Here is a 23,487-nt window from a genome sequence, read left to right on the forward strand (position 1 = left end):
GAACGCGTGGCTCAGTCGGGTTTCCACGCCTCGTAGTCGCCGGTCGCCCGGGCGCGGCGCCCGACTCCCGCCACGCTGCCGGCCGGATGGTAGGCCATCGCCGTGCCGCTTGGATTGGGACGATGCGCCTGTTCCCAGGGCTTGCGCGGCAGGCCGCCCGGCGGCGGCGGTTCGGCCACGGTGTGATGCAGCCAGCCATGCCAATCGGGCGGCACGCGGCTGGCTTCCGCCTCACCGCGATAGAGCACCCAGCGCTTCTGGCGACGCCCGGCCGGCGTCCTGCGTTCGCGGTAGTATCGATTGCCCTGCGAGTCTTCGCCGACGAGTTCGCCGCGCAGCCACGTGAAGAGGCGTGTGCCCACCGTCATCGACCTTCCCCGATCCGCGAAAACATCACGCGTGGCGCTGCTTGTAGCGTCGCGCGTCGTGTCCCGCAATGTGTGGTGATCGTCGTCATCGCTGTCGATTGCCGCGCGTCGCACGGCCTCGTGCGATGGTGTTGCGCGTCTGCATCATGTAGTATCATGATCGCGCGTGTGCACAAAATATTGTTGCGCTCTCAAGATTTTGTAATCTAGTATCTTAAGACGTCCATATGTGCGATTGCGATTTTGGAGGCGCGGCACATCGAAGGACGATTTGCGGGGGCCCAAGCGGTCGATGCGTTTCGTACGTCGTCATACTACAGAAGGTGAGTCGCCCTATGCGCGACTGCCCTTCCGTGCGGCGACGTCGGAGATCCGCAATCCCGACGGCTCGATCATCTTCCGTCACGCCGACATCGATGTTCCGGCCGACTGGTCGCAGGTCGCCTGCGATATCCTCGCGCAGAAGTACTTCCGCCGTGCCGGCGTGCCCGCCGCATTGATGAGTGTGCGTGAGGCCGACGTGCCGTCCTTCCTGTGGCGGCGCGTGCCCGACGAGAGTGGGCTCGCAGCGCTGCCGAAGGAACAGCGCTACGTCGGCGAGCGCGACGCGCGTCAGGTCTTCGATCGTCTCGCGGGCACCTGGACCTATTGGGGCTGGAAGGGTGGCTACTTCGACAGCGAGCAGGACGCGCACGCCTTCCACGACGAGCTGCGCTTCATGCTGGCGAGCCAGATGTGCGCGCCCAACTCGCCGCAATGGTTCAATACCGGACTGCACTGGGCCTACGGCATCGACGGTCCGGCACAGGGACATTTCTACACCGACCACCGCACCGGCGAGACGCTGGAGAGCCCGTCTTCCTACGAGCGGCCGCAGCCGCACGCCTGCTTCATCCAGAGCGTCGCCGACGATCTGGTGAACGAAGGTGGCATCATGGACCTGTGGGTCCGCGAGACGCGCCTGTTCAAGTACGGCTCGGGCACCGGCAGCAACTTCTCGGCGCTGCGCGGCCAGGGCGAGAAGCTGTCGGGCGGCGGCAAGTCGTCCGGCCTGATGAGCTTCCTGCGCATCGGCGATCGCGCCGCGGGCGCGATCAAGTCGGGCGGCACGACGCGGCGCGCGGCCAAGATGGTCGTGGTCGACGTCGATCATCCCGACATCGAGGCGTTCATCGACTGGAAGGTGGCGGAGGAGCGCAAGGTCGCCGCCCTCGTCGCCGGCTCCAAGCTCGCCAATCGCCACCTCAACGCCGTGCTGCGCGCCTGCTTCACCGCGGATGCCGAGGGCGACGCCGCCTTCGACCCGGCACGCAACGCGACGCTGCGCCGCGAGATCGTCGCCGCGCGCAAATCGCAGATCCCCGAGAACTACATCCAGCGCGTCATCCAGTTCGCGCGCCAGGGCTATCGGCACATCGAGTTCCCGGAGTTCGACACGGACTGGGAGTCGGAGGCCTATGCCACGGTCTCCGGCCAGAACGCCAACAACACGGTGCGCGTCACCGACGCCTTCCTCGAGGCCGTCGCCAAGGACGCACCGTGGAACCTGGTTCGCCGCACCGACGGCGGCGTGGCCAGGACGGTACCGGCGCGCGAGCTGTGGGAGCGGGTCTCGCTGGCGGCCTGGATGTCCGCCGATCCCGGCGTGCAGTTCGACACCACGATCAACCAGTGGCACACCTGTCCGGAATCGGGCCGCATCAACGCCTCGAACCCGTGCTCCGAGTACATGTTCCTCGACGACACAGCCTGCAATCTGGCGTCGCTGAACCTGATGCGCTTCCGCCGCCCCGACGGCAGCTTCGACATCGACAGCTTCGAGCACGCCACCCGGCTGTGGACGGTGGTGCTCGAGATCTCGGTGATGATGGCGCAGTACCCCTCGAAGCGCATCGCCGAGCTGTCCTACGCCTACCGCACGCTGGGCCTGGGCTACGCCAATCTCGGCGCGCTGCTGATGGCCGGCGGCATGGGCTACGACAGCGACCGCGGCCGTGCCACCTGCGCCGCCATCACCGCCCTGATGACCGGCGTCGCCTACGCCACCTCGGCCGAGATGTCGGCGGAGATGGGGCCCTTCCCAGGCTTCGGCGCCAACCGCGAGGCGATGCTGCGGGTGATCCGCAATCATCGGCGGGCGGCGCGCGGCGAGAGCACGGGCTACGAGGGTCTGTCGATCACGCCGGTGCCGCTGGACATTGCCAACTGCCCGCAGCGCGTGCTGGCCGACGCCGCCGCGCGCGCCTGGGACGACGCGCTGGAGCTCGGCGCCGCGCACGGCTTCCGCAATGCGCAGGTCTCGGTGATCGCGCCGACCGGAACGATCGGTCTGCTGATGGATTGCGACACGACTGGCATCGAGCCGGACTTTGCCTTGGTGAAGTTCAAGAAGCTCGCCGGCGGCGGCTATTTTCGCATCATCAATCAGACGGTCCCCGCCGCCCTTGCCCGCCTGGGCTACGGTGATCCCGCGATCAAGTCGATCATCGCCTACGCCGTCGGCCACGGCACGCTCTCCGGCGCCCCCCACATCAATCCAGAAAGCCTGCGCGCCCGTGGCCTCGACGAGACGATGATGGCCAAGGTGGAGAAGGCGGCCGCCGACGCCTTCGACATCCGCTTCGCCTTCAGCCGCTGGAACCTGGGCGACGCATTCTGCCGCGAGCGGCTGGGGCTGGACGAGGCAAAGCTCAACGATCCCAAGCTCGATCTGCTGCCGCTGCTCGGCTTCTCGAAGGCCGAGATCGAAGCGGCCAACCTGCACGTCTGCGGCGCGATGAGCCTGGAAGGCGCGCCCGGCCTGCGCAGCGAGCATCTGCCGGTGTTCGACTGCGCCACGCCGTGCGGCCGCAGCGGCACGCGTTCGCTGTCGACCGAGGCGCACATCCGGATGATGGCGGCGGCGCAGCCCTTCATCACCGGCGCGATCTCCAAGACCATCAACATGCCCAACGCGGCCACGGTCGAGGATTGCCGCGCCGCCTACGAGCTCTCCTGGAAGCTCGGCCTGAAGGCCAACGCGCTGTATCGCGACGGCTCGAAGCTGTCGCAGCCGCTGGCGGCAATGTGGCTGCCGGAATCCGCCAACGACGACGAGCTCGACACCAGCACCCGCACCCCGGCGCAGCAGGCCACGGTGATCGCCGAACGCATCGTCGAGCGGATCGTCGAGCGCGAGGTCAGCGGCCGGCGCGAACGGCTGCCGCAGCGCCGCAAAGGCTACACCCAGAAGGCCGTGGTCGGGGGACACAAGGTCTACCTGCGCACCGGCGAGTACAGCGACGGCAAGCTGGGCGAGATCTTCATCGACATGCACAAGGAAGGCGCCGCCTTCCGCAGCCTGATGAACAACTTCGCCATCGCGATCTCGATCGGCCTGCAGTACGGCGTCCCGCTCGAGGAGTTCGTCGAGGCCTACACCTTCACGCGCTTCGAGCCGTCCGGCCTGGTCGAGGGCAATGACGCGATCAAGATGTCGACCTCGGTGCTCGACTACATCTTCCGCGAGCTGGCGGTGTCCTACCTCGCGCGCACCGACCTCGCGCATGTCGATCCGACCATGAACCGCTCCGACGATGTCGGCGCTGGCGAGTCGGAGACGACGCTGATGATGGCGCAGGCGGTGAATGCGCCGTCTTTGGCCAGCGTCGGCTTCGTGCGCAGCAATCTCTATGTCTTGAACGGGCGAGGGGCCGGCAGCCAGGCCACCGCCGACGCGACGATGCAGTTCGTGGCGCCGGCGGTGTCCGCCCCCCTCCCCGCCCAGAGTTCGATGGACGGCATGGCCGTCGCCTTCGCTTCTGGCGGAGCGGCCGTCCTCGGATCCGCAACGGTCGGACACGCAGACGAGCGCCTCGACCGGGTCCGTGAGGCCCGGCTCAAGGGGTTCGAAGGCGATGCCTGCACCGATTGCGGCAACTTCACCCTCGTCCGCAACGGCACGTGCCTGAAATGCAACACGTGCGGGGCGACCACGGGGTGCAGTTGAAGTCTAGGCGCGTCGTACGAGGCGCGCGAGCGTAAGCGTTGAGTAAAAACCGCGTACCCAGTCCGGGTCCCACGGTCGGAAACGGGCAAAACTTACAGGAGATATGTCATGGCTGCGAAGAAGAAAGCTGCCAAGAAGAAGGCCGCCAAGAAGAAGGCCGCGAAGAAGAAGTAGGCCACTGGCCAAACTTCAGATTGGCCCCTCTAACTGATGCCAATCAGCTTCCCGCCCGGCGCCGAGGCGCCGGCGGGAAGCATCATCTCACCACTGTAAGCAGGCGGATATCGGGCTCGACAGGCCCGTGGTCCGCCTGTTTTCGCTTGCGTCGTTTTCGTTTCGCGCGCGGCCCGTCCGCTTTACCATGGCGGCGATGGACGGTGATCCGACCCGGCTGAGCATCCGTGTGGTCAACAGCGTAACCAAAGTCGACGCTGCGGCCTGGGATTCCTGCGCGCTGGCGCCCGAGGCCAACGGCAATCCCTTCCTGAGCTACGGCTTCCTCAAGGCGCTCGAGGACTCCAGGTGCTTGGGCCGCGGTACCGGCTGGATCCCGCAGCACCTCGTGGCCGAGGATGATGCCGGCGCGGTGCTCGGCATCGTGCCGATGTTCCTCAAGAGCCATTCACAGGGCGAGTACGTCTTCGACCACGGCTGGGCGCAGGCCTACGAGCGCGCCGGTGGCCGCTATTATCCCAAGCTGCAGGTCTCGGCGCCGTTCACGCCGGTGCCCGGCCCGCGCATCCTGCCGCGTCCCGGCCCGCTGGCGCCGCATGTCTTCGATGCCATGGTCGAGTCCATGGTCAAGGTCGCGTCCGACAACGACATCTCCTCGATCCACGTCACCTTCTGCCCGCGCGAGCAATGGGAGGCGCTGGGCCGGCTGGGCTTCCTCCAGCGCCAGCACTACCAGTTCCACTGGAACAATGACGGCTACAGGACCTTCGACGATTTCCTGGCGGCGCTCTCCTCGCGCAAGCGCAAGGCGATCCGCAAGGAGCGCGCGGCGATCGCCAGGCACGGTCTCAGCCTGCGCGCGCTGAGCGGCGCGGAGATCACCTCGGCGCACTGGGATGCGTTCTTCCGCTTCTACATGGATACCGCCGACCGCAAGTGGGGCAGTCCGTATCTCAATCGCGACTTCTTCCACCTGCTGGGCGGGTCCCTGGCGGAGAGAGTCGTGCTGATCATCGCCGAGCGCAACGGACGGATGGTGGCCGGCGCGCTCAACCTGCGCGGTGACAACGCGATCTTCGGCCGCAACTGGGGCTGCGTCGAGAACCACGACTTCCTGCACTTCGAGACCTGCTACTACCAGGCCATCGACTACGCCATCGCGCATGGCCTGAAGCGCGTCGAGGCCGGCGCGCAGGGCGAGCACAAGATCCAGCGCGGCTATCTGCCGACACCGACCTACTCGGCGCACTGGATCGGCGACCGCCAGCTGCGCGCGGCGATCGCCAATTTCCTCGAACGCGAGCGCCCCGCCGCCGAACGCGACATGGCGGCGCTGATGGAGTACTCGCCGTTCAGAAAGGAGAACGAGTAGCTCCCTTCCCTTGGAGGGCTGGGCGATCGCATATGACGGTTCGTCTCCTACCTTCCCCCCGCCTTGCGGGGAAGGTGCCCGAAGGGCGGATGGGGGTGGCTGTCGAAGACAAAGACGATCTCGCAAGGCAGATCGCGACTGGCCGCGCGAGCCACCCCCATCCGGCGCTTCGCGCCACCTTCCGCCTCCGGGGAAGGTGATAGACGCTACCAATCCGCCTCGGTCAGATCCTCGAAATCCTCGTCGGAGCCGGGCGGGTGGGCGAGTAGATCGCGTGCCTTGCCCTCGTCGCGGCGCGCCACCTGCAGCTTCACGCCGCCGACGCGATCGGCGATCGAGGGCAGCGCGCCCAGGATGCCGGTATCGGCCAGTACCGAGGGGATGCCCTGGGAATCGAGCATGCCGCGCGCGATATGCGCCTCGGCGACATCGTCGAAGGTGGCGACGACCACGAGCGCCCGTGCGTCGTAGTCGTCGTCGTCATCCGCCATGGACGGTCCTCAGTTGGCCAGCGCCGGCTCGGACGGCGTCGGTTTGCCCTGGGGTGGCGGCGAGAAAGCGAACACGAGGTCGGTCTCGCCGACATCGACGCGCACCGTGCCGCCGTCCTTGAGCCGGCCGAACAGGATCTCGTCGGCCAGCGGCTTCTTGACCTTCTCCTGAATCAGCCGCGCCAGCGGACGCGCGCCGTAGAGGCTGTCGTAGCCGTTGGTCGCCAGCCACGAGCGCGCCTGCTCGGTCAGCTCGACCAGCACCTTGCGGTCGGCGAGCTGCGCCTCCAGCTCGGCGATGAACTTGTCGACGACCAGACCGACCGTCTCCGGGCCGAGGCTGGCAAACTTGATCACCGTATCGAGCCGGTTGCGGAACTCCGGCGTGAACAGGCGGTTGATCGCGTCGTCGTCCTCGTCCTTGCGGTTCGCTCTCTCAAAGCCGATCGGCGGCTTGGCGAGGTCGGCGGCGCCGGCGTTGGTCGTCATGCACAGCACGACGTTGCGGAAGTCGACCGACCGGCCGTTGTGGTCGGTGAGCTTGCCGTAGTCCATCACCTGCAGGAGGATGTTGAACAGGTCGGGATGCGCCTTCTCGATCTCGTCGAGCAGCAGAACGCAATGCGGATGCTGGTTGATCGCGTCGGTCAGCAGGCCGCCCTGGTCGAAGCCGACGTAGCCCGGCGGGGCGCCGATCAGGCGCGAGACCGAGTGCCGCTCCATGTACTCCGACATGTCGAAGCGGATCAGCTCGACGCCCATCAGCTTGGCGAGCTGGCGCGCCACCTCGGTCTTGCCGACGCCGGTCGGGCCGGCGAGCAGGTAGGAGCCGATCGGCTTCTCCGGCTGGCGCAGGCCGGCGCGCGACAGCTTGATCGCCGCGGCGAGCTGGTCGATCGCCTTGTCCTGGCCGAACACCACGGTCTTGAGGTCGCGGTCGAGGTTGCGCAGCAGCTCGGTGTCGTCCTTCGACACGCTCTTGGGCGGGATGCGGGCGATCTTGGCGACGATCTCCTCGATGTCGGCGACGTCGATGACGCCCTTGCGCTCGTTCTCGGGCTTGAGCATCTGCGCCGCGCCGACCTCGTCGATCACGTCGATCGCCTTGTCCGGCAGCTTGCGGTCGTTGATGTACTTGGCCGACAGGTCGACGGCGGCCTTCACCGCGTCGTCGGTGTAGGTGACGTTGTGGTGCTGCTCGTAGACCGGCTTCAGCCCAGTCATGATCTTGATCGCGTCGGCCATCGACGGCTCGGGCACGTCGATCTTCTGGAAGCGCCGCACCAGCGCGCGGTCCTTCTCGAAGTAGTTGCGGTATTCCTTGTAGGTCGTCGAGCCGATGCAGCGGATGTCGCCGCTGGCCAGGCTGGGCTTCAGCAGGTTCGAGGCGTCCATCGAGCCGCCCGAGGTGGCGCCGGCGCCGATCACGGTGTGGATCTCGTCGATGAACAGGATCGAGCCCGGCTTGTTCTTGAGCTCGGCGAGCACCGCCTTCAGGCGCTCCTCGAAGTCGCCGCGATAGCGCGTGCCGGCGAGCAGCGCGCCCATGTCCAGCGCGTGGATCACGCAGCCCTTGAGCACGTCGGGGACGTCGCCCTCGACGATCCGCCGGGCCAGGCCCTCGGCAATGGCTGTCTTGCCGACGCCCGGATCGCCGACATAGAGCGGATTGTTCTTGGTGCGGCGACAAAGGATCTGGATGGTGCGCTCGACCTCGAGCTCGCGCCCGATCAGCGGATCGATACGGCCCTCGCGGGCCTTCTGGTTGAGGTCAACGCAATAGGCCTGGAGAGCCTCTTCACCCTGCTTGGCCACCTTGTCCTCTTTCGAGTCCTCGTCGGCGCCGCGCACGCGGCGGGTTTCGGTGCGGCCCGGCGTCTTGGCGACGCCGTGGCTGATGAAATTCACCGCGTCGAAGCGCGACAGACCCTGTTGCTGCAGATAGTAGACCGCATGGCTCTCGCGCTCGGAAAAGATCGCAACCAGCACGTTGGCGCCGGTCACTTCCTCGCGACCGGACGACTGCACGTGGATCGCCGCGCGCTGCACGACGCGCTGGAACCCGGCGGTCGGCTGCGGATCGGAGACGCTGTCGGTGGCGAGGCCCTTGAGCTCCTCCTCAATGTAGCGCGCCAGCTCGCGGCGCAGCTTGTCGAGGTCGACGGAGCAGGCCTTGAGCACGGACATGGCGTCGGTGTCGTCGGTCAGCGCCAGCAGCAGGTGCTCGAGCGTGGCGTACTCGTGCCGGTGCTCGGTGGCGAGCGCCAGCGCGCGGTGAAGGGTCTTCTCGAGGTTCTTCGACAGCATGTGCCTACTCCTGCCCTCTATTCCGCTACTCCTTCTCCAGCGTGCACTGGAGCGGATGCTGGTGCTTGCGCGCCAGATCCATGACCTGCATGACCTTGGTCTCGGCGACCTCGTAGGTGAAGACCCCGCAGATGCCCACACCGCGCTGATGGACATGCAGCATGATGCGCGTCGCCTCCTCGCGGTTCTTGGCGAAGAAGCGTTCCAGCACGTGCACGACGAACTCCATCGGCGTGTAGTCGTCGTTGAGCATCAGGACCTTGTACATCGAGGGCTTCTTGGTCCGGGTTCGCGTCAGCGTCGCCGTGCCCGATCCGCCCTTGTCGGAATCGTTGCCCTGATCGCCGCCGCGACCGCCATCGTCGCGCCGCGGCGGCTCGCCGCTGGCCCGCCACGAGGCTTTCCCGAATGTGATCCCCAACTTCCTCATCGTCCGATCCGAGCGAAACGCTCCTCTACATAGGCATTGCCGCGACGCAACAAAAGGGCCACGGCCGGATGCCAGTCTACTCCGTTTTTCCGCGCCGCCCAAAGCCCGGCGCGCGGCGGCCGATCAGTATCGCGGCCCGTTAGCGCCGATCGCCAGGCGCCACTTGCTGTGGGTCTGCTTGCTCTCCAGCCCGAGCCGCTCGCCCGGCGTGCGACGCGGCGGTGGCGGGGCAAGCGTGCGCGCCATCGGATCGAGCGCGAAAAGCGGCTCGGCGAAACGCACGCGGCTGAAACCATCCTTCTCGAAATCGTACGCGGCATAGCCCCAGCGACCCTTGCGGCACGACGCCACGCTCCACCAGAACTCGTGGGACAGCAGGTCGCCTCTGACGGCGGGCGGGCCGAAACCGCCGCTGGCCGACAGCGCGGCGTCGAGCTGCCGCAGCTCGGCCCCGTTCAGCACCCGATCCGCCTTGCGCGCGCGCCACGGCCCCAGCAGATCGCCGGCCGAGCTGATCTCGAGGTTCAGCCCCACGGCCATGTCGGTCAGGACCCGCGACGTCATGCGCGGGCCAACGATGTCGTAGATTCGTACCTGCTCGCCCCAGACCGCATTGTAGACAATTCGCGTGCGATCGGGCGCGCCAGCGGCACAGGTGTCGCGAATATCCGCTCCTCCGATGTAGCGGAACCAGTAGAAGCTGCGGCCGATCGGCGCCTCGATCTCGCGGCCGCCTCCATCGAGGTCGGCAGTGCAGGCGCCCAGCATCATCACCGCGCCCGCAATAATCGTACGCCACAGCCTCGTCATTCACCGCTCCCGAGCTCGTCAATGCCCATGTGTTCAGCCTGCCGCGACTTTGCGGCCGAATGGAGACCTGACCAAGCGCCCACTTCCGAATTGCGATTTCGTCCAACCTCACGTACCCTTGTGGACAATCTGCTAATCCCCTCATTTGACACGTAAAATTAGTTAAGAAAGAAGTTCATGGTCGAGTACCGGCTCGATCGTCTGCCATCCCCTCTGGTAGCGATCGGTATCACGATGATGGCGCTGGCGTGGCTTTTCTCGGCCACCCCGTCAGAGGCGCGCAACCGATCGACGGTGGTGCGCAACGGCGTTGCGCCCAAAGTGCAGAAAGGCGTTCCGCGCAAGGTGCGCCGGGCGACAACGACTCCGGCGGTCATCGCCAATCCGGCGGTGACCGGGCGCGACGCGATGCTGGTGATCGACGCCGAAAGCGGACGCGAACTCGAGGCGGTATCGGCCGACGACAAGCGCCACCCCGCGTCGCTGACCAAGATCATGACCCTTTACTTGGCCTTCGACGCGCTCGACCGCGGCAAGATCAGGCTGGCGGACCGCATGCCGGTCTCGGCGCGGGCCGCCTCGGTCTCGCCATCGAAGCTCGGCGTGCATGCCGGCAGCACGCTGGCGGTACGCGACGCGGTCATGAGCCTGATCACCAAGTCGGCCAACGACGCCGCCGTCGTGGTCGCCGAGGCGCTGGCCGGCGACGAGGCCGCCTTCGCGCGCATCATGACGCAGAAGGCCCGTCAGCTTGGCATGACCAGCACCACCTTCCGCAACGCCTCGGGCCTGCCCGATCCGGCGCAGGTGACCACGGCGCGCGACCTGACCAAGCTAGCACAGGCGATGCTGCGCGATTTTCCGCACTATTACCCGCTCTTCTCGGTGCAGGAGTACGTCTACGCCGGCCAGTCGCTGCGCAACCACAACCGGATGTTGGACTGGTATCCCGGCGCCGATGGCATCAAGACCGGCTACATCCGCGCTTCCGGCTTCAACCTCGTGATGTCGGCGCAACGCGACGGGCACCGCCTGATCGGCGTCGTGTTGGGCGGTTCGACACCGAGCGAGCGCGACGCCGCCATGGGCAACCTGCTGGACCGCGGCTTCGAACGCGCTGGCGCGTTGCGGCTGGCCCGGTTCCGGCCAACGAGGCCGCCGGCAGACGCCCGCTACACTGCGATCAACGTCGTGCCCGGTGTCGTGGTCCCGACCGAAGTACCGCGGGCCGCGGTAGCGGCGCGCACGACGCCGTCGTCGGCCCCGAACGGCCTCGACAGTCACGCCGCGGCGTCGGGCGATGCCGGCGTCGACGGCGAGAATTGGGCGATCCAGCTCGGCGCGTTCGGCACCGTCAACGCCGCCACCCAGGCGGTGCAGCGGGCCATGAGCCTGCTGCCCGACCTGCGCATGACGGTGCGGGCGACGATTGACACAGTGCCCGTCAACGGCAAGACGGCGCATCGCGTGCGGCTGACCGATCTCGACGAGCAACTCGCGGCCAGGAGCTGCAAGCGCCTCGAGCAGGCGCAAGTCGACTGCGCGCCGATCAATCTCGGCATGGGCGTAGCGCAGAACTAGAAGCCCAGCCGCTCGATGCCCTCGCGCACCGCCTCGATGGCGCGTGCCTTGTGCTGCGTGCGCCATGCATCCAGCGACCAGTCGCCCTCGAGCGCCGGCGGCGCCTTGGCCGAGGGCACGAAGAGCAGCGTGCCCAGCGGGCCCGGCGCGCCGGCGATGGTGACGAAGACCCGCGTCAGGCGGTAGCCCTCGCCCTCGTAGATCGCCAGCCGGCGCTGCTCCGCGCTCGAGATGCCATCGAGGACGTCGCCGTCGGTCAACGCACCGCGCTCGCGCACCAGGATGGGATAGGTCTTGCCGCGCGCCGGATGGCGGCGCCAGTCGCGCAGCGTCGCGGGCTTCAACGCGTCGCGCGCGACGGGGCGGCCCAGCACGAGCGACAACAGGTCGCGATCGCGCAGGGTGCCGTAGAAGAAGCAGCGCATCAGTGGCCGGCGGAAGGCTCGTCCGGCATCGCCACGCCGCTGGCCGACAGCGCCGCCTTCAGCTCGGCCATCAGCCGCTCGAGCCCGGCCTGATCCCCGGCCTCGCAGCGTGCCACCAGCACGGCCTGGGTGTTCGAGGCGCGCAGCAGCCACCAGCCGTCGCCGGTCGAGACGCGCACGCCGTCGACGTCGTTGACGTCGGCCTTCGCTGACTTCAGCCGCTCTTTGACCTCCTCGACGACCTTGAACTTGCGGTCCTCGGCGCAGTCGAAGCGCAGCTCCGGCGTGTTGACCGGCTGTGGCAGGCGATCGCGCATCGTCGCCAGCGTGTCGGGCGAGCCGCCGACGATGTTGAGCAGGCGGATGCCGGCATACATCGCGTCGTCGAAGCCGTACCAGCGATCTGCGAAGAACACATGGCCGCTCATCTCGCCGGCCAGCGGCGATTTCTCCTCGGCCATCTTGACCTTGAGCAGCGAATGGCCGGTCTTCCACATCAGCGGCTTGCCGCCGGCGGCGGCGACCTCGTCGAACAGCACCTGGCTCGCCTTGACGTCGGCGATGATGGTCGAGCCCGGCCGTTCCTTCAGCACGTCGCGCGCCCAGATCGCCAGCAGCTGGTCGCCCCACAGCACGCGGCCCTGGCCGTCCAGCGCCCCGATGCGATCACCGTCGCCGTCGAAGGCAATGCCGACATCGGCACCCTTCTCCTTCACGGCGGCGCGCAGGTCGAGCAGGTTCTTTTCGACCGTCGGGTCGGGATGATGAGCGGGGAACGTGCCGTCGACGCGCTCGAACAGCACCGTGTGCTCGCCCGGCAGCTTCGAGACGATGTCCCGGATCACCACGCCCATGGCGCCGTGGCCGGTGTCCCACACCACCCTCAATGGCCGGGCCGGCTTGAAGTCGCGCAGCACGCGCGCGACATAGGCTTCCTTCACCGGCCGCTCCGACAGCGAACCGGCGCCCGTCTCGACGTCGCCCGCCTTCGACATCGCGCCCAGTTTCTGGATGTCGGCGCCGTAGAACGGCTTCTTGCCGAACATCATCTTGAAGCCGTTGTAGTCCGGCGGATTGTGCGAGCCTGTGATCATGATGCCGCCGTCGGCATCGAGCTCGTAGACCGCGAAGTACAGCATCGGCGTGGCGCACATGCCGATGCGCAGCACGTCGATGCCCGCTTCGCGCAGGCCCGCGACGCAGGCTTCCTGCAGCGACGGCGAGCTCAGGCGGCCGTCATAACCCAGCGCCACCGTCCTGCCGCCGGCGCGGCGCACCATCGTGCCGAAGGTGCGGCCGATGGCCTGCGCGTCGGCCGGCTTGAGCGTCTGGCCGACGATGCCGCGGATGTCGTATTCGCGCAGGATGGTCGAGTCGAACACGTGCACGGTCATGTCACTCTGCCGCCCGCGCGGTTTCGATTGCCTTGCGCGGCTGCGGGCGACCGACGCACTCGTAGATGAAGCCATTGGCACGCATTTCCTCTGGATTGAAGATGTTGCGCAGGTCGACGACGACCGGCTGGCGCATCAAAGGCTTCAGGCGCTTGCCGCTCAAGGAGCGGAACTGTGTCCATTCTGTGAGGATCACCAGGCAATCGGCGTCCGTCGCGGCTTCCTGTGCGGTGCGCTTGAAGTCGACGTCGTGCAGCAGCCTCGCCGCTTCCTTCATCGCCTCGGGATCGTAGGCCTGGATGCGCGCGCCGGCCTTCTGCAGCGCCGGCACGATGTCGAGCGAGGGCGCGTCGCGCATGTCGTCGGTGTTGGGCTTGAACGACAGGCCGAGGATGCCGATGGTCTTGCCGGCGACCGAGCCGCCGCAGGCGGCGATCACCTTCTGCGCCATGTTCTTCTTGCGCGTGTCGTTGACCTTGATCACCTGCTCGACGATGGTCGCCGGCGAGCCGACCTCGCGCGCGGTGTACGCCAGCGCCAGCGTGTCCTTGGGGAAGCACGAGCCGCCATAGCCCGGGCCGGGATGCAGGAACTTGCGTCCGATGCGACCATCTAGACCGATGCCGCGCGCCACGTCGTGCACGTCGGCGCCGACCTTCTCGCACAGATCGGCCATCTCGTTGATGAAGGTGATCTTGGTCGCCAGGAACGTGTTGCCGGCGTACTTGATCAGCTCCGAGGTTTCGAGATTGGTGAAGACCATCGGCGTCTCGATCAGGTAAAGCGGCCGGTAGATCGCGCGCATCACCTCCCTGGCGCGCTCGCTCTCGACGCCGATCACGACACGGTCGGGCTTCATGAAGTCCTCGATCGCCGCGCCCTCGCGCAGGAACTCCGGATTGGACACGACATCGAACTCCGCGTCCGGCCGGCGCTGGCGGATCACGCGCGCCACCTCGCGGCCGGTACCGACCGGCACGGTCGACTTGGTGACCACCACCGTGTAGCCGTTCATCGCGGCGGCGACCTCGGCCGCGGCGGCGTAGACGTAGCCGAGGTCGGCGCGGCCGTCGCCGCGGCGCGACGGCGTGCCGACGGCGATGAATACCGCGTCGGCGTCGGCAACTGCCGCCTTCAGGTCGGTTGTGAAGGTCAGGCGGCCCGCCGCGCGGTTGTCGGCCACCAGCCGGTCGAGACCCGGCTCGAAGATCGGAATCTCGCCGCGCTCCAGCGCCTCGATCTTCGACTTGTCCCTGTCGACGCAGACGATGTCGAAGCCGAACTGCGCGAAGCACGCGCCGGACACCAGTCCGACATAGCCCGTGCCGATCATGGCGATATGCATGATGCCCCCAATCCCGTCAGCGACAGTCTGCCGCCTCAGATTCCCTTCGCAAGACGGGCGAGCATGGCGCGCGCCTCGTTGGCCGTGTCCTCGCGCGCCAGCGCGACGGCGATGTTCGCCTCGAGGAAGCCCATCCGGTTGCCGCAGTCGTAGCGCGCGCCGCGATAGCGCAGCGCGTGGAACGGCGCATGGCCGATCATGGGCGCCATGGCGTCGGTGAGCTGGATCTCGCCGCCGGCGCCCTTCTCGTGCCTGTCGAGATGCCGGAAGACCTCGGGCAGCAGGACATAGCGGCCGATCGCCGCCAGGGTCGACGGCGCCTTGGCCGGCTCGGGCTTCTCGACCAGGCCGACGACCTCGGCGAGGCGGCCGTCATCCTTGCCCGGCGCGACGATGCCGTAGCGGTTGGTCTGATCGCGCGGTACCTCGACCACCGAGATCACGTTGCCACCGGTGCGCTCGTGCTCGGCAACCAGCTCCGCCGTGCAGCTGGGCGTGCTCAGGGTCAACTCGTCGGGCAGCAGGATGGCGAACGGCTCGTCACCCACCCAGTGGCGCGCGCACCAGATGGCATGGCCGAGGCCCAGCGGCTGTTGCTGGCGGGTGAAGACGGCGTTGCCGTAGGGAATGGTGGCATCGCGGGCCGCCTCGAGCTCGGTCTTCTTGTTGCCGCGCTCCTCCAGCGTCGCTTCGAGCTCGTAGGCGTGGTCGAAGTGATCCTCGATCACATGCTTGCTGCGGCCGGTGACGAAGACGAACTCCTCGATGCCGGCGGCCAGGCACTCCTCGACCGCGTACTGAATCAGGGGACGATCGACGATCGTCAGCATCTCCTTGGGGATCGCCTTGGTCGCCGGCAGGAAGCGGGTACCAAGCCCGGCGACGGGAAGAACGGCCTTGCGGACACGCGGCATCAAACGGTCTCTCTATTCTTCAAACAATCATTGTCAGGCAATATCAATATCTTACCGCAGACGTCTAGGGTTCGCTATCAATAATTGCCTGACGCACGCAAGTAGCGGATCAGCATGGCCGAAGGAAGGCGGCACGATGTCATCGGTTGCATATCGCCACTAACCTAGCAGGACGGCCCGCGCGCGATTGACTCGCGACGCCAGCTCGTCGCTGCCGCCCTGGTCGGGATGCACCTTGCGCATCAGCCGGCGATGCGCCGCCTTGATCTCCTCCTCGCTGGCGTCCGGCGTCACGCCCAGCACGGCGCAGGCCTCGTCGCGACTCATCGCGTCGGAACGCCGCTGGTTGCGCGGCGGCGGCTCCTCGTACGCCGGGCGACGGTCGCGCCACGTGGCATCCAGCCGCCGGTCGAGATAGGCCTCGAGCACGCGTACCGACTGCGGATCGCCGGCGCAGTCATCGAGCAGGTCGAACAGCTCGGCCTCGGAAAGCGCCGACAGCGTGCGACCGATCCAGCGGCCGCGCAGGATCACGCCATCCATCGCGCCGCTGTCGTGGTCGAGGCTCATGCGCAGCCATCCGGTTTCGACGCCGGTGCTCTGCGTGCCGGACGGCGTCGACCAGCCGCCGCCGAGCTTGCCGCTGGCGCGGCGCTGACGGAACCACCACACCAGCGCCGGCGCGGCCAGCGCGATCAGCGAGAACAAAAATTGCGGCAGGCGCAGGACCAGGAACAGGAGCACGCCGGCGATGCCCAGGGCCACGGCGGCGAAGATCGCGCCGCGCAGCGCCGTGGCCAGGCTTGCCGGGCTCGCGGTGGCGAGCCAGCGCAGCACGCCGACCAGGACGATCAGCAGGACAAGGCCGCCGACGAGCTGCAGCATCGCTAGCCGCGCTGGTCCACAAGCTGTCCGGCGGCACCGCCGTGCAGACGCGCATACTTCCCCATCGCCACGGCACCGCCCGCGGCATAGGCGGCGACAGCGCCCAGAAGACGGCGCAGCTCATCGGGGCTGGTGGAACTGAAGATGCAATGCCGTCCGCCGCTCAGCTTCGCGATCTGCCTGAAGGCGCGGGTCGCCACGAGGTCCCTGCCCTCCTGGAAGGCGAAGACCGGCACGCCCAGCAGGCCGAGCTTGCCGGCGCCCGGTCCGATCGACTCGATATCCTCCTCGAAGGCATCGCCGACCAGCACCATCGCATGAAGCCGGCTGGTCGAGGCCTCGTCGACGGCGAAGGCCAGGCTGCGCGCGATCTGGGTTTGGCCGGCGAGGCAATCGACGCGCGACATGAGTCGCGCCAGCTCGACGCCGTTGGTCGCCCATTTCGAGACCTTGAACTCGTCGTAGCCGCGATAGAACGCGAGCCGCACCGCCAGCCCGCCGTGCGTCTCGGCGGCGACGAACATGTCGCCCTGGATCCGGCTGGCCCGATCCCAGGTCGGCTCGCGGCTGGCGGTGGCGTCCATGCAGAACAGCAGCCGGCCCCGCGCCGCCGCCGCATCGGGCGCCGGTGCCGGCATGCGCCGCGCCCGGTCGAGAAACTGATCGACGTCGCGCGCGGTCGCGGCGCCCTGCGGCGCCGGCATGGATGATTTGCGGTCCTTGCCGCCCATGCGCTTTGACCCTCCCCGGACACCCCAATATGGTGACGCCCCGGCGCCGCCGTCCAGAGCGGTGCCCCAATAAACAGCGCGCCCGCGCGCGGAGGGAACAAGGACGATGGCCATCGCCGCCGGCGCGGCCGCCTCGCCGGGCATCGGCACGCTGGTGCTGCGGATCTACCTGCCCTTCGCCGCCGCCTATTTCCTGTCGTACCTCTACCGCACCGTGAACTCGGTGGTCGGGCCGGTGATCGCCGACGACCTGAAGCTCAGCGCCGGCGACCTGGGCTTCCTGACCAGCGCCTATTTCATCATGTTCTCGGCGATCCAGATTCCGCTCGGGGTCGCGCTCGACCGCTACGGCCCGCGCCGGGTGCACGGCACGCTGCTGGCCATCGCCGCGGTCGGCGCCGCCGTCTTCGGCGGTGGCTCGTCGATGACCGAGCTGGTGATCGGCCGCGCGCTGATCGGCCTGGGTGTCGCCGGCGGCCTGATGGCGGCGATCAAGGTGATCTCGATCTGGTTCCCGCCCAACCGTTGGACGTTGATGACCGGCATCCATATGGCGGCGGGCGGCGTCGGTTCGCTCACTGCCACGGCGCCGACCCAGGCGGCCCTGCAGTACACCACCTGGCATGGCCTGTTCTTCATCCTCGCCGGCATCACGCTGATCGTTGCGCTGGTGCTCTGGGTGGTGGTGCCGGAGAAACCCGGCAGCCAGGCCTCGGGCTCGCTGGCGCAACAGATTTCGGCTGTGGGCCGAATCCTGCGCACGGGCTATTTCTGGCGCATCGTGCCGCTGATGACCTTCCAGCAATGCGCCTACATCTCCATTCAGACGCTGTGGGCCGGGCCGTGGCTGCGCGACATCGCCGGCATGAACGCGACGGACCGCGCCGACGTCCTCTTCCTGACCGCCGCGGCGATGACCGTCGGCTTCTTCACCACGGGCATGGTGGCCGGGCTCGTGCGGCGCGCGGGTTTCGGCGACGTCCACACCGCGACCGGCGCTGCGATCGCCTTTTGCGCCGTCATGGCCGCGATCACCTTCGCGCCACCGAACAACGTGACCCTGTGGTGGATGCTGTTCGGCTACTTCGGCGCCTACGGCATTGTCTACTTCCCGCCCCTGGCACAGGCCTTCACGCCCGAGCTCTCCGGTCGCGTCACCACGACGGGCAATTTCGTCACCTTCAGCATCATCTTCCTCGGCCAGTGGGGCATCGGCCGCATCGTCGATCTGTGGCCGCACACGGCCACGGGCTACGCGCCCGACGGCTACACCTGGGCGTTCGGTCTGATGATCGCCCTGCAGGTCGTGTCGTTCCTCTGGCTTGTGCTGTTCCGCGCCCGCCCGCCGATCGAGCAGGCGCGTTAGCCGCCAAGCCACTCTCGCATCGCCTCGACGAACGGGCGATCCTGCTGCGGATCGAATCTGCGCGCCGTCGCCCAGGAATACGACATCACCGCGGGGCGCCGTCGCTTCTCCTCGGGCTCGCTGAGATAACGCGGCACGATGTGGGTGTGCAGCGCGGGTTCGGCGTTACCCCACGTCTCGTAGTTGATCCGCCAAGCGCCCGTCACGTCCAGCAGCGCGTCGCCGATGCGCGCCATGTCGAGGCAGTAGGCCGCGCGCCCGGCCTCGTCCAGCGCGTTGAGGCTCTCGACGACCGGATCGGCAAGCAGAAGACAATAGCCGGGCAAGGGTTGCACATCGCCGATGACCAGCCAGCCCGATGCCGTCCGGCAGATGGCGTGGGGGTTTCGCCCTTGTCGGGCGAGCTCGACCCGCTCGTGGATGAGCGTCGTCAGCTCACGCCTCTTCGGCTTCTTCCGTCGCCGCCGGCGGCGGCTCCTCGATGGTCAGCGTCGGCAGCTTCAGCGCCGCCAGCAGGTCGCGCACCTCCTGGCGTGCCGCGACATGCGACATGGTCATGGCGATGCCGGTCTTCTCCTCGCGCAGGTCGAGGAGCGTCAGGCCCTTCAGGAAGAGCTCGCGGTAGATCACGCGCTCGCTCAAGCCCGCGGCGAGGCGATAGCCGATGCGCTTGGACAGATTCTCCAGTACCGCGCTCATGTCGCGCTTGTTGCGCGCGGTCAGCGCCGAAAGCCGGTTGCGCATCACCAGCCAGTCGATCGGCCTGCCGCCGGCGATGGCGCGGATCTGCCGCTGCCGCCACACCGTCTCGGCGTAGATGCTGGGCCGCACGACCTTGAACGTCTCCGGATCGACGCGCGCCAGCAGGTCGAGATCGACGAAGCTGTCGTTGAGCGGCGTCACCAGCGTGTCGGCGAAGGTATGGGCGTGGCGCGACAGGAAGGTGTCGCTGCCCGGCGTGTCGACGACGACGAAATCGCAGGACGGCAACAGCTCGTTGAGCGCCACCTCGAGCCGCGCCTTCTCGTCGGCCTCGGCTTCCGCCTTGGTGCCGAGCGTGCTGGGCAGCACCGCGTGGTGGCGCGGCATCGGCATGTCAGGCGCGCGTGTGGCGTTGTAACTGCGGCGGTTCTCGAAATAGCGCGTGAAGGTGCCCTGGCGCGCGTCGACGTCGATGGTGCCGACGCTCCTGCCCTCGCGCAGCAGCGCCACGGCGACGTGCATCGCGGCGGTCGACTTTCCCGAGCCGCCCTTCTCGTTGCCGAAGACGATGACATGCGCGCGCGGCTCGGCGGCGCTGGCCTGTGCCTGCACGATCGAGGGATTGGCGGCGGCACGAAACGGCCGCAAGGCGATCTGGTTCATGATTCGGCGCCCGAGGGGTTGTGCGTCGATGACGGCCGGTCTTGTGCCGGCTCGGTCCTGAAAACCCTACACCTTGCAGAAGGCGGATGCGAGGCATCCACCGTGGGAAAACTCCAGAGCGACACGCGGAAAGCCGGAGCCACCTGTCATCCCGAGCGCAGCGAGGGCTCTGCGCCTGACCTGGATCCCTCGCTGCGCTCGGGATGACAGTCGCGTTCGACCGACGGCGCGCCGCCCTATGCCTTCTTCAGCCACACCGCCGTGTCGTGGAACACCGCGCCGCCATTGGGCCAGCCCGGATCGGCGCTGGTGATGGCGTTGATGCCGATCTTGCGTTCGAAGTGCTTGTTGGGCCAGATGCCCTCGACGATCACCACGCCGCGCTGGTGGCCCTCCTGCGGCTTGACGTGCACCAGCACCTCGCCGCGCTCGTTGCCGAGGATCACGCGGTCGCCCGATTTCACGCCCAGCGCCTTGCAGTCCTCGGGATGGACCAGCGCCGTCGGCCGCTTCTCGCGGCTGAGCGAGCCCGGCGTCTCGGTGAAGGTCGAGTTCAGGAAGGTGCGCGCCGGCGCCGCGACCAGGCGGTAAGGCTTTTCCGGCGTGGCGTTGTCGATCACGTCCATGTGGTCGGGCAGGTCAGGCATGTCCTGCCAGCGGCCGCCGAACTTCTTCCAGTCGGGGCGGAAGTGGAACTTCTTGTCCGGGTTCTCGAAGCCGTCGAGGAAGTGGCCGGTCTCGAACGGCTTGACGAAATCCTGGCCGCCCTTCTGGAAGTTGGTCTCGGCGTCCCACATGCCCGACACCTTGAGCGTCTCGTCCATGATCTCCCACGCCGTCATGTCGAAGCCGCGATGCTCGGCACCCAGGCGCTTGGCGAGCTCGCAGATCACATGGTGGTTCTCGCGGCTCTCGGCATAGGGCTCGATGACCTTCCTGGTCACCTGGAAATAGGTGTGGCCCGAGGCGGTGTAGAAGTCGTCGTGCTCGAGGAAGGTCGTGGCCGGCAGCACGATGTCGGCGAAGGCCGCCGTCTCGGTCGGGAACTGCTCGTGCACGCAGAGGAACAGGTCCTCGCGCGACAGGCCCTTGTGCACGAGGTGCAGCTCGGGACAGACCATCGCCGGATTGGTGTTCTGGATCAGCATCGCCGTCACCGGCGGCCCGCCATTGAGCGCCTGCGGATCGTTGGTGAGGATCGGGCCCAGGCGCGACTGGTCGAGCTCGCGCAGCGACATGTCGATATGGTCGTTGCCCTCGATCAGGTTGCGGTTGAGCGGATACATCTGCGTGTGGCCGTATAGTGCGCCGCCGCCAAGCACGGCCCAGGCGCCCGTCACCGTCGGCAGGCAGGTCACCGCATGCATGTTGGCCGCGCCGTTGCGCGAGCGACTGAAACCGTGATGGCAGCGGATGTAGCTCTTCTTCGTCGAACCGTAGAGGCGCGCAAGCGCCACGATCTGCGCCGCCGGGACGCCGGTGATCTTCTCCGCCCACTCCGGCGTGCGCGTCGCGACATGCTTCGCGAGGTCGTCGGGACAATCGGCGTATTTGCGCATGTAGTCCCAGTCGGCGTAGCCCTCCTTGAACAGCACGTGCATCACGGCGACGGCGAGCGCGCCGTCGGTGCCGGGGCGCACAGCGAGATGCATGTCGGCCTTCTCGGCCGTGCCGGTGCGGTAGGGATCGACCACGACCAGCTTGGCGCCGCGCTTCTTCGCCGTCATGGCGTGATGCATGACGTTGACCTGGGTGTTCACCGGGTTGCCGCCCCAGATCACCACCACGTCGGAATTCTCGTCGACCTCGCGCATGTCGACGCCGCGCTTGAAGCCGGTGCCGGCCAGCCAGCCGGTATCCGACAGCGTGACGCATATGGTCGAGAACCAGCGCGAGTACTTCATCACGTGGCGCAGGCGATTGATGCCGTCGCGCTGCACCAGGCCCATGGTGCCGGCGTAGAAGTACGGCCACACCGTCTCACTGCCGTGCCGCGCGGCCTTGGCGATGAACTGCTCGGCGACGGTGTCGAGCGCCTCCTCCCAGGAGATGCGCGCGAACTGGCCCGAGCCCTTGGGGCCCACCCGCTTCATCGGATACTGCAGCCGGTCCGGGTGATGCACGCGCTGGGAGTAGCGCGCGACCTTCTCGCAGATCACCCCGGCGGTGTAGGTGTTGCGCCGCGAGCCGTGCACGCGGCCGATGGTGTGGGCGTCGAGCCGCTCGACCTCCAGCGCGCAGGTGCTGGTGCAGTCGTGCGGGCAGACGGAGTTCACCAGGACTGGCTTTTGCCTGGCCTCGGCGACCTTGCCGGGCCGGGCGCTTCCATCAGGGGCCATGGAGATAGACGCTCCGCAATAAAGTCGCCCATCATACCGGGGGGTGACCGACCGAGAAAGCACCCAGTCCTGGAGGGGACAATCGCATTGTCATCCGCTGATTCCGACGCGCAGGTCGCGCGCCGGGCGCTCCCCGGCGACGCCCCTGCCCTTCGCGCGCCGATGCGCGCCGCCTACGCCAGATGGGTGCCGCTGATCGGCCGCCAACCCAAGCCGATGACCGCCGACTACGACAAGGCGGCGCGCGATCATCTGGTGTTCGTCGCCGGCGCGCCGAGGCGTAGATAGCCATGCTCGGCGTGCCGATCTGGCGTGACGCCGCGGTCCCGCTGGGCCGAATCGTCAATTATCGCATCGTGTGGGCGGCGCTGGCGATGATCGTCGGCATCGACGGCATTTCCATCGCGATCTCCAAAGGCCGCGACCTCGGCATCTTCCAGATCCTCATTCCCGCGGTGCTCTGCGCCGTCGCGGGCGTCTTCGCGCTGTGGCAACTCTGGCTGATCGTGGCCGCGGCGCGACGCACGATGCGCGAGGGCGGCGGCCTGTGGTTCGCCAGCCTCGCCATTGCCGGCGCCGCGCTCGGAGCCGCGGCCATCGCCGGCATCCTGCATGTGAAGGCGGTGCCGCAGCTCGCGGAGATGTGGGACATCCATCACGGCGACGAGCGGTTGAGCGACCTGCGCCTGGTCGTTTCCGGCCAGGGCCGTGTCCTGATCGTCGACGGCACCTTGGGCATGGCCGCCGCCGTGCAGGTCAAGGCTGTGCTCGACCAGAACGCGGCCGTGCGCACGGTCGTCATGGGCGGTCCGGGCGGCCGCGTGGGACCGGCCTACCAGATCGCCCGGCTGATCCGCACACGCGGCCTCGACACGCGCGTGGAACGCCGATGCTACTCGGCCTGCACCGTGATGTTCCTGGGCGGCGTGCGGCGCAGCGTCGGCCCGCGCGGCGAGTTGGGTTTCCATCGGCTGAGCTTCCCTGGCATGGACGATGCGGAGCTCGCCGACGCCAATCGACAACTGCGCGACTTCATGAGCTTCGCCGGCCAGGTCAGCGCACCCTTCGTGCGCAAGGTGATGGAGACACCGTCCGAGTCGATCTGGATTCCGACGACCGAGGAGCTGCTCGACGCCGGCGTGATCCATCGCAACGACGCGCCCCGGCAGTAGCAGGGCGATGGCCTATGACATTTCGTCTCC

At 67.6% G+C, this 23,487-nt stretch carries 18 protein-coding genes and 1 pseudogene; 5 read left to right on the forward strand and 14 right to left on the reverse strand.

The genetic code is table 11. The annotated features are described in order from the left end of the window. Window positions 1-11: 11 nt before the first annotated feature. Window positions 12-368, reverse strand: a complete 357-nt coding sequence (locus KF889_11520; GenBank protein MBX3500067.1) for an NADH:ubiquinone oxidoreductase subunit NDUFA12 — start codon at window positions 366-368, stop codon at window positions 12-14. A 292-nt stretch (window positions 369-660) separates the two neighbouring features. Here KF889_11520 and KF889_11525 point away from each other — a divergent pair, with 292 nt between their 5' ends. After that, window positions 661-4,356 (forward strand): vitamin B12-dependent ribonucleotide reductase, encoded by a 3,696-nt coding sequence (locus KF889_11525; protein MBX3500068.1) that lies wholly within the window; start codon window positions 661-663, stop codon window positions 4,354-4,356. A gap of 370 nt (window positions 4,357-4,726) precedes the next feature. Continuing rightward, window positions 4,727-5,902 (forward strand): N-acetyltransferase, encoded by a 1,176-nt coding sequence (locus KF889_11530; GenBank protein ID MBX3500069.1) that lies wholly within the window; start codon window positions 4,727-4,729, stop codon window positions 5,900-5,902. 206 nt (window positions 5,903-6,108) lie between these two features. Here the strand turns inward: KF889_11530 and KF889_11535 are convergent, their stop codons facing one another. From KF889_11535 to KF889_11550, 4 genes and pseudogenes are all read right to left on the reverse strand, one after another. Then, the gene (locus KF889_11535; protein MBX3500070.1) at window positions 6,109-6,393 is read right to left on the reverse strand and encodes a DUF2007 domain-containing protein; all 285 of its coding nucleotides are present in this window, start codon (window positions 6,391-6,393) and stop codon (window positions 6,109-6,111) included. A gap of 9 nt (window positions 6,394-6,402) precedes the next feature. Continuing rightward, the gene (gene clpA, locus KF889_11540; GenBank protein MBX3500071.1) at window positions 6,403-8,700 is read right to left on the reverse strand and encodes an ATP-dependent Clp protease ATP-binding subunit ClpA; all 2,298 of its coding nucleotides are present in this window, start codon (window positions 8,698-8,700) and stop codon (window positions 6,403-6,405) included. 25 nt (window positions 8,701-8,725) lie between these two features. Then, window positions 8,726-8,995: pseudogene (gene clpS / locus KF889_11545) on the reverse strand (ATP-dependent Clp protease adapter ClpS). Window positions 8,996-9,253: 258 nt separating this feature from the next. After that, window positions 9,254-9,940 carry a hypothetical protein gene (locus KF889_11550; protein ID MBX3500072.1) on the reverse strand — a complete coding sequence of 229 codons (687 nt, stop codon included), beginning with the start codon at window positions 9,938-9,940 and terminating at the stop codon, window positions 9,254-9,256. A gap of 177 nt (window positions 9,941-10,117) precedes the next feature. Here KF889_11550 and KF889_11555 point away from each other — a divergent pair, with 177 nt between their 5' ends. Continuing rightward, on the forward strand, window positions 10,118-11,521 hold the full coding sequence (locus KF889_11555; GenBank protein MBX3500073.1) for a D-alanyl-D-alanine carboxypeptidase: 1,404 nt from the start codon (window positions 10,118-10,120) through the stop codon (window positions 11,519-11,521). Here KF889_11555 and KF889_11560 read toward each other — a convergent pair. The 6 genes from KF889_11560 to KF889_11585 all read right to left on the reverse strand — a co-directional run bounded on the left by KF889_11560 (window position 11,518) and on the right by KF889_11585 (window position 17,215). After that, window positions 11,518-11,946 (reverse strand): gamma-glutamylcyclotransferase, encoded by a 429-nt coding sequence (locus tag KF889_11560; GenBank protein ID MBX3500074.1) that lies wholly within the window; start codon window positions 11,944-11,946, stop codon window positions 11,518-11,520. The two genes, KF889_11555 and KF889_11560, sit on opposite strands and share 4 nt — an antisense overlap. After that, the gene (locus KF889_11565) at window positions 11,946-13,340 is read right to left on the reverse strand and encodes a phosphomannomutase/phosphoglucomutase (protein ID MBX3500075.1); all 1,395 of its coding nucleotides are present in this window, start codon (window positions 13,338-13,340) and stop codon (window positions 11,946-11,948) included. The genes KF889_11560 and KF889_11565 overlap by 1 nt, the downstream gene beginning before the upstream one ends. A gap of 1 nt (window position 13,341) precedes the next feature. Next, the gene (locus tag KF889_11570; protein MBX3500076.1) at window positions 13,342-14,685 is read right to left on the reverse strand and encodes a UDP-glucose/GDP-mannose dehydrogenase family protein; all 1,344 of its coding nucleotides are present in this window, start codon (window positions 14,683-14,685) and stop codon (window positions 13,342-13,344) included. Window positions 14,686-14,720: 35 nt separating this feature from the next. Then, complete coding sequence (gene galU / locus KF889_11575; protein ID MBX3500077.1) at window positions 14,721-15,599, reverse strand: UTP--glucose-1-phosphate uridylyltransferase GalU; 879 nt, start codon at window positions 15,597-15,599, stop codon at window positions 14,721-14,723. Between the two features lie 159 nt (window positions 15,600-15,758). Further along, window positions 15,759-16,484, reverse strand: a complete 726-nt coding sequence (locus tag KF889_11580) for a DnaJ domain-containing protein (GenBank protein ID MBX3500078.1) — start codon at window positions 16,482-16,484, stop codon at window positions 15,759-15,761. A gap of 2 nt (window positions 16,485-16,486) precedes the next feature. After that, entirely contained in the window at window positions 16,487-17,215 is a 729-nt protein-coding gene (locus KF889_11585; protein MBX3500079.1) for a VWA domain-containing protein, read from the reverse strand. Between the two features lie 106 nt (window positions 17,216-17,321). Here KF889_11585 and KF889_11590 point away from each other — a divergent pair, with 106 nt between their 5' ends. Then, a complete protein-coding gene (locus tag KF889_11590) occupies window positions 17,322-18,581 on the forward strand; it encodes an MFS transporter (protein ID MBX3500080.1) in 1,260 nt (419 codons plus the stop codon). Here the strand turns inward: KF889_11590 and KF889_11595 are convergent. The 3 genes from KF889_11595 to KF889_11605 form a co-directional block, all read right to left on the reverse strand. Next, window positions 18,578-19,015 (reverse strand): hypothetical protein, encoded by a 438-nt coding sequence (locus KF889_11595; GenBank protein ID MBX3500081.1) that lies wholly within the window; start codon window positions 19,013-19,015, stop codon window positions 18,578-18,580. The genes KF889_11590 and KF889_11595 overlap by 4 nt on opposite strands. 1 nt (window position 19,016) lies before the next feature. Further along, window positions 19,017-19,946: an AAA family ATPase gene (locus KF889_11600; protein MBX3500082.1), complete on the reverse strand. Its 930-nt coding sequence runs from the start codon at window positions 19,944-19,946 to the stop codon at window positions 19,017-19,019. A gap of 236 nt (window positions 19,947-20,182) precedes the next feature. Then, entirely contained in the window at window positions 20,183-22,285 is a 2,103-nt protein-coding gene (locus KF889_11605) for a molybdopterin oxidoreductase family protein (GenBank protein MBX3500083.1), read from the reverse strand. Window positions 22,286-22,575: 290 nt separating this feature from the next. Between KF889_11605 and KF889_11610 the strand changes: the two genes are divergently transcribed. After that, window positions 22,576-23,457, forward strand: a complete 882-nt coding sequence (locus KF889_11610; GenBank protein MBX3500084.1) for a hypothetical protein — start codon at window positions 22,576-22,578, stop codon at window positions 23,455-23,457. The last annotated feature ends 30 nt before the right edge of the window (window positions 23,458-23,487 follow it).

The sequence above is a fragment of the Alphaproteobacteria bacterium genome, assembly GCA_019635875.1.
Classification (GTDB): domain Bacteria; phylum Pseudomonadota; class Alphaproteobacteria; order Reyranellales; family Reyranellaceae; genus JAFAZJ01.

Coding starts and splice junctions, on each gene's coding strand:
- KF889_11610 (MBX3500084.1), top strand. CDS start 22,576: ATGCTCGGCGTGCCGATCTGGCGTGACGCCGCGGTCCCGCTGGGCCGA.
- clpA (MBX3500071.1), bottom strand. CDS start 8,700: ATGCTGTCGAAGAACCTCGAGAAGACCCTTCACCGCGCGCTGGCGCTC.
- KF889_11585 (MBX3500079.1), bottom strand. CDS start 17,215: ATGGGCGGCAAGGACCGCAAATCATCCATGCCGGCGCCGCAGGGCGCC.
- KF889_11555 (MBX3500073.1), top strand. CDS start 10,118: ATGGTCGAGTACCGGCTCGATCGTCTGCCATCCCCTCTGGTAGCGATC.
- KF889_11520 (MBX3500067.1), bottom strand. CDS start 368: ATGACGGTGGGCACACGCCTCTTCACGTGGCTGCGCGGCGAACTCGTC.
- KF889_11525 (MBX3500068.1), top strand. CDS start 661: ATGCGTTTCGTACGTCGTCATACTACAGAAGGTGAGTCGCCCTATGCG.
- KF889_11550 (MBX3500072.1), bottom strand. CDS start 9,940: ATGACGAGGCTGTGGCGTACGATTATTGCGGGCGCGGTGATGATGCTG.
- KF889_11570 (MBX3500076.1), bottom strand. CDS start 14,685: ATGCATATCGCCATGATCGGCACGGGCTATGTCGGACTGGTGTCCGGC.
- KF889_11590 (MBX3500080.1), top strand. CDS start 17,322: ATGGCCATCGCCGCCGGCGCGGCCGCCTCGCCGGGCATCGGCACGCTG.
- KF889_11565 (MBX3500075.1), bottom strand. CDS start 13,340: ATGACCGTGCACGTGTTCGACTCGACCATCCTGCGCGAATACGACATC.
- KF889_11530 (MBX3500069.1), top strand. CDS start 4,727: ATGGACGGTGATCCGACCCGGCTGAGCATCCGTGTGGTCAACAGCGTA.
- KF889_11580 (MBX3500078.1), bottom strand. CDS start 16,484: ATGCTGCAGCTCGTCGGCGGCCTTGTCCTGCTGATCGTCCTGGTCGGC.
- KF889_11560 (MBX3500074.1), bottom strand. CDS start 11,946: ATGCGCTGCTTCTTCTACGGCACCCTGCGCGATCGCGACCTGTTGTCG.
- KF889_11605 (MBX3500083.1), bottom strand. CDS start 22,285: ATGGCCCCTGATGGAAGCGCCCGGCCCGGCAAGGTCGCCGAGGCCAGG.
- galU (MBX3500077.1), bottom strand. CDS start 15,599: ATGCCGCGTGTCCGCAAGGCCGTTCTTCCCGTCGCCGGGCTTGGTACC.
- KF889_11600 (MBX3500082.1), bottom strand. CDS start 19,946: ATGAACCAGATCGCCTTGCGGCCGTTTCGTGCCGCCGCCAATCCCTCG.
- KF889_11535 (MBX3500070.1), bottom strand. CDS start 6,393: ATGGCGGATGACGACGACGACTACGACGCACGGGCGCTCGTGGTCGTC.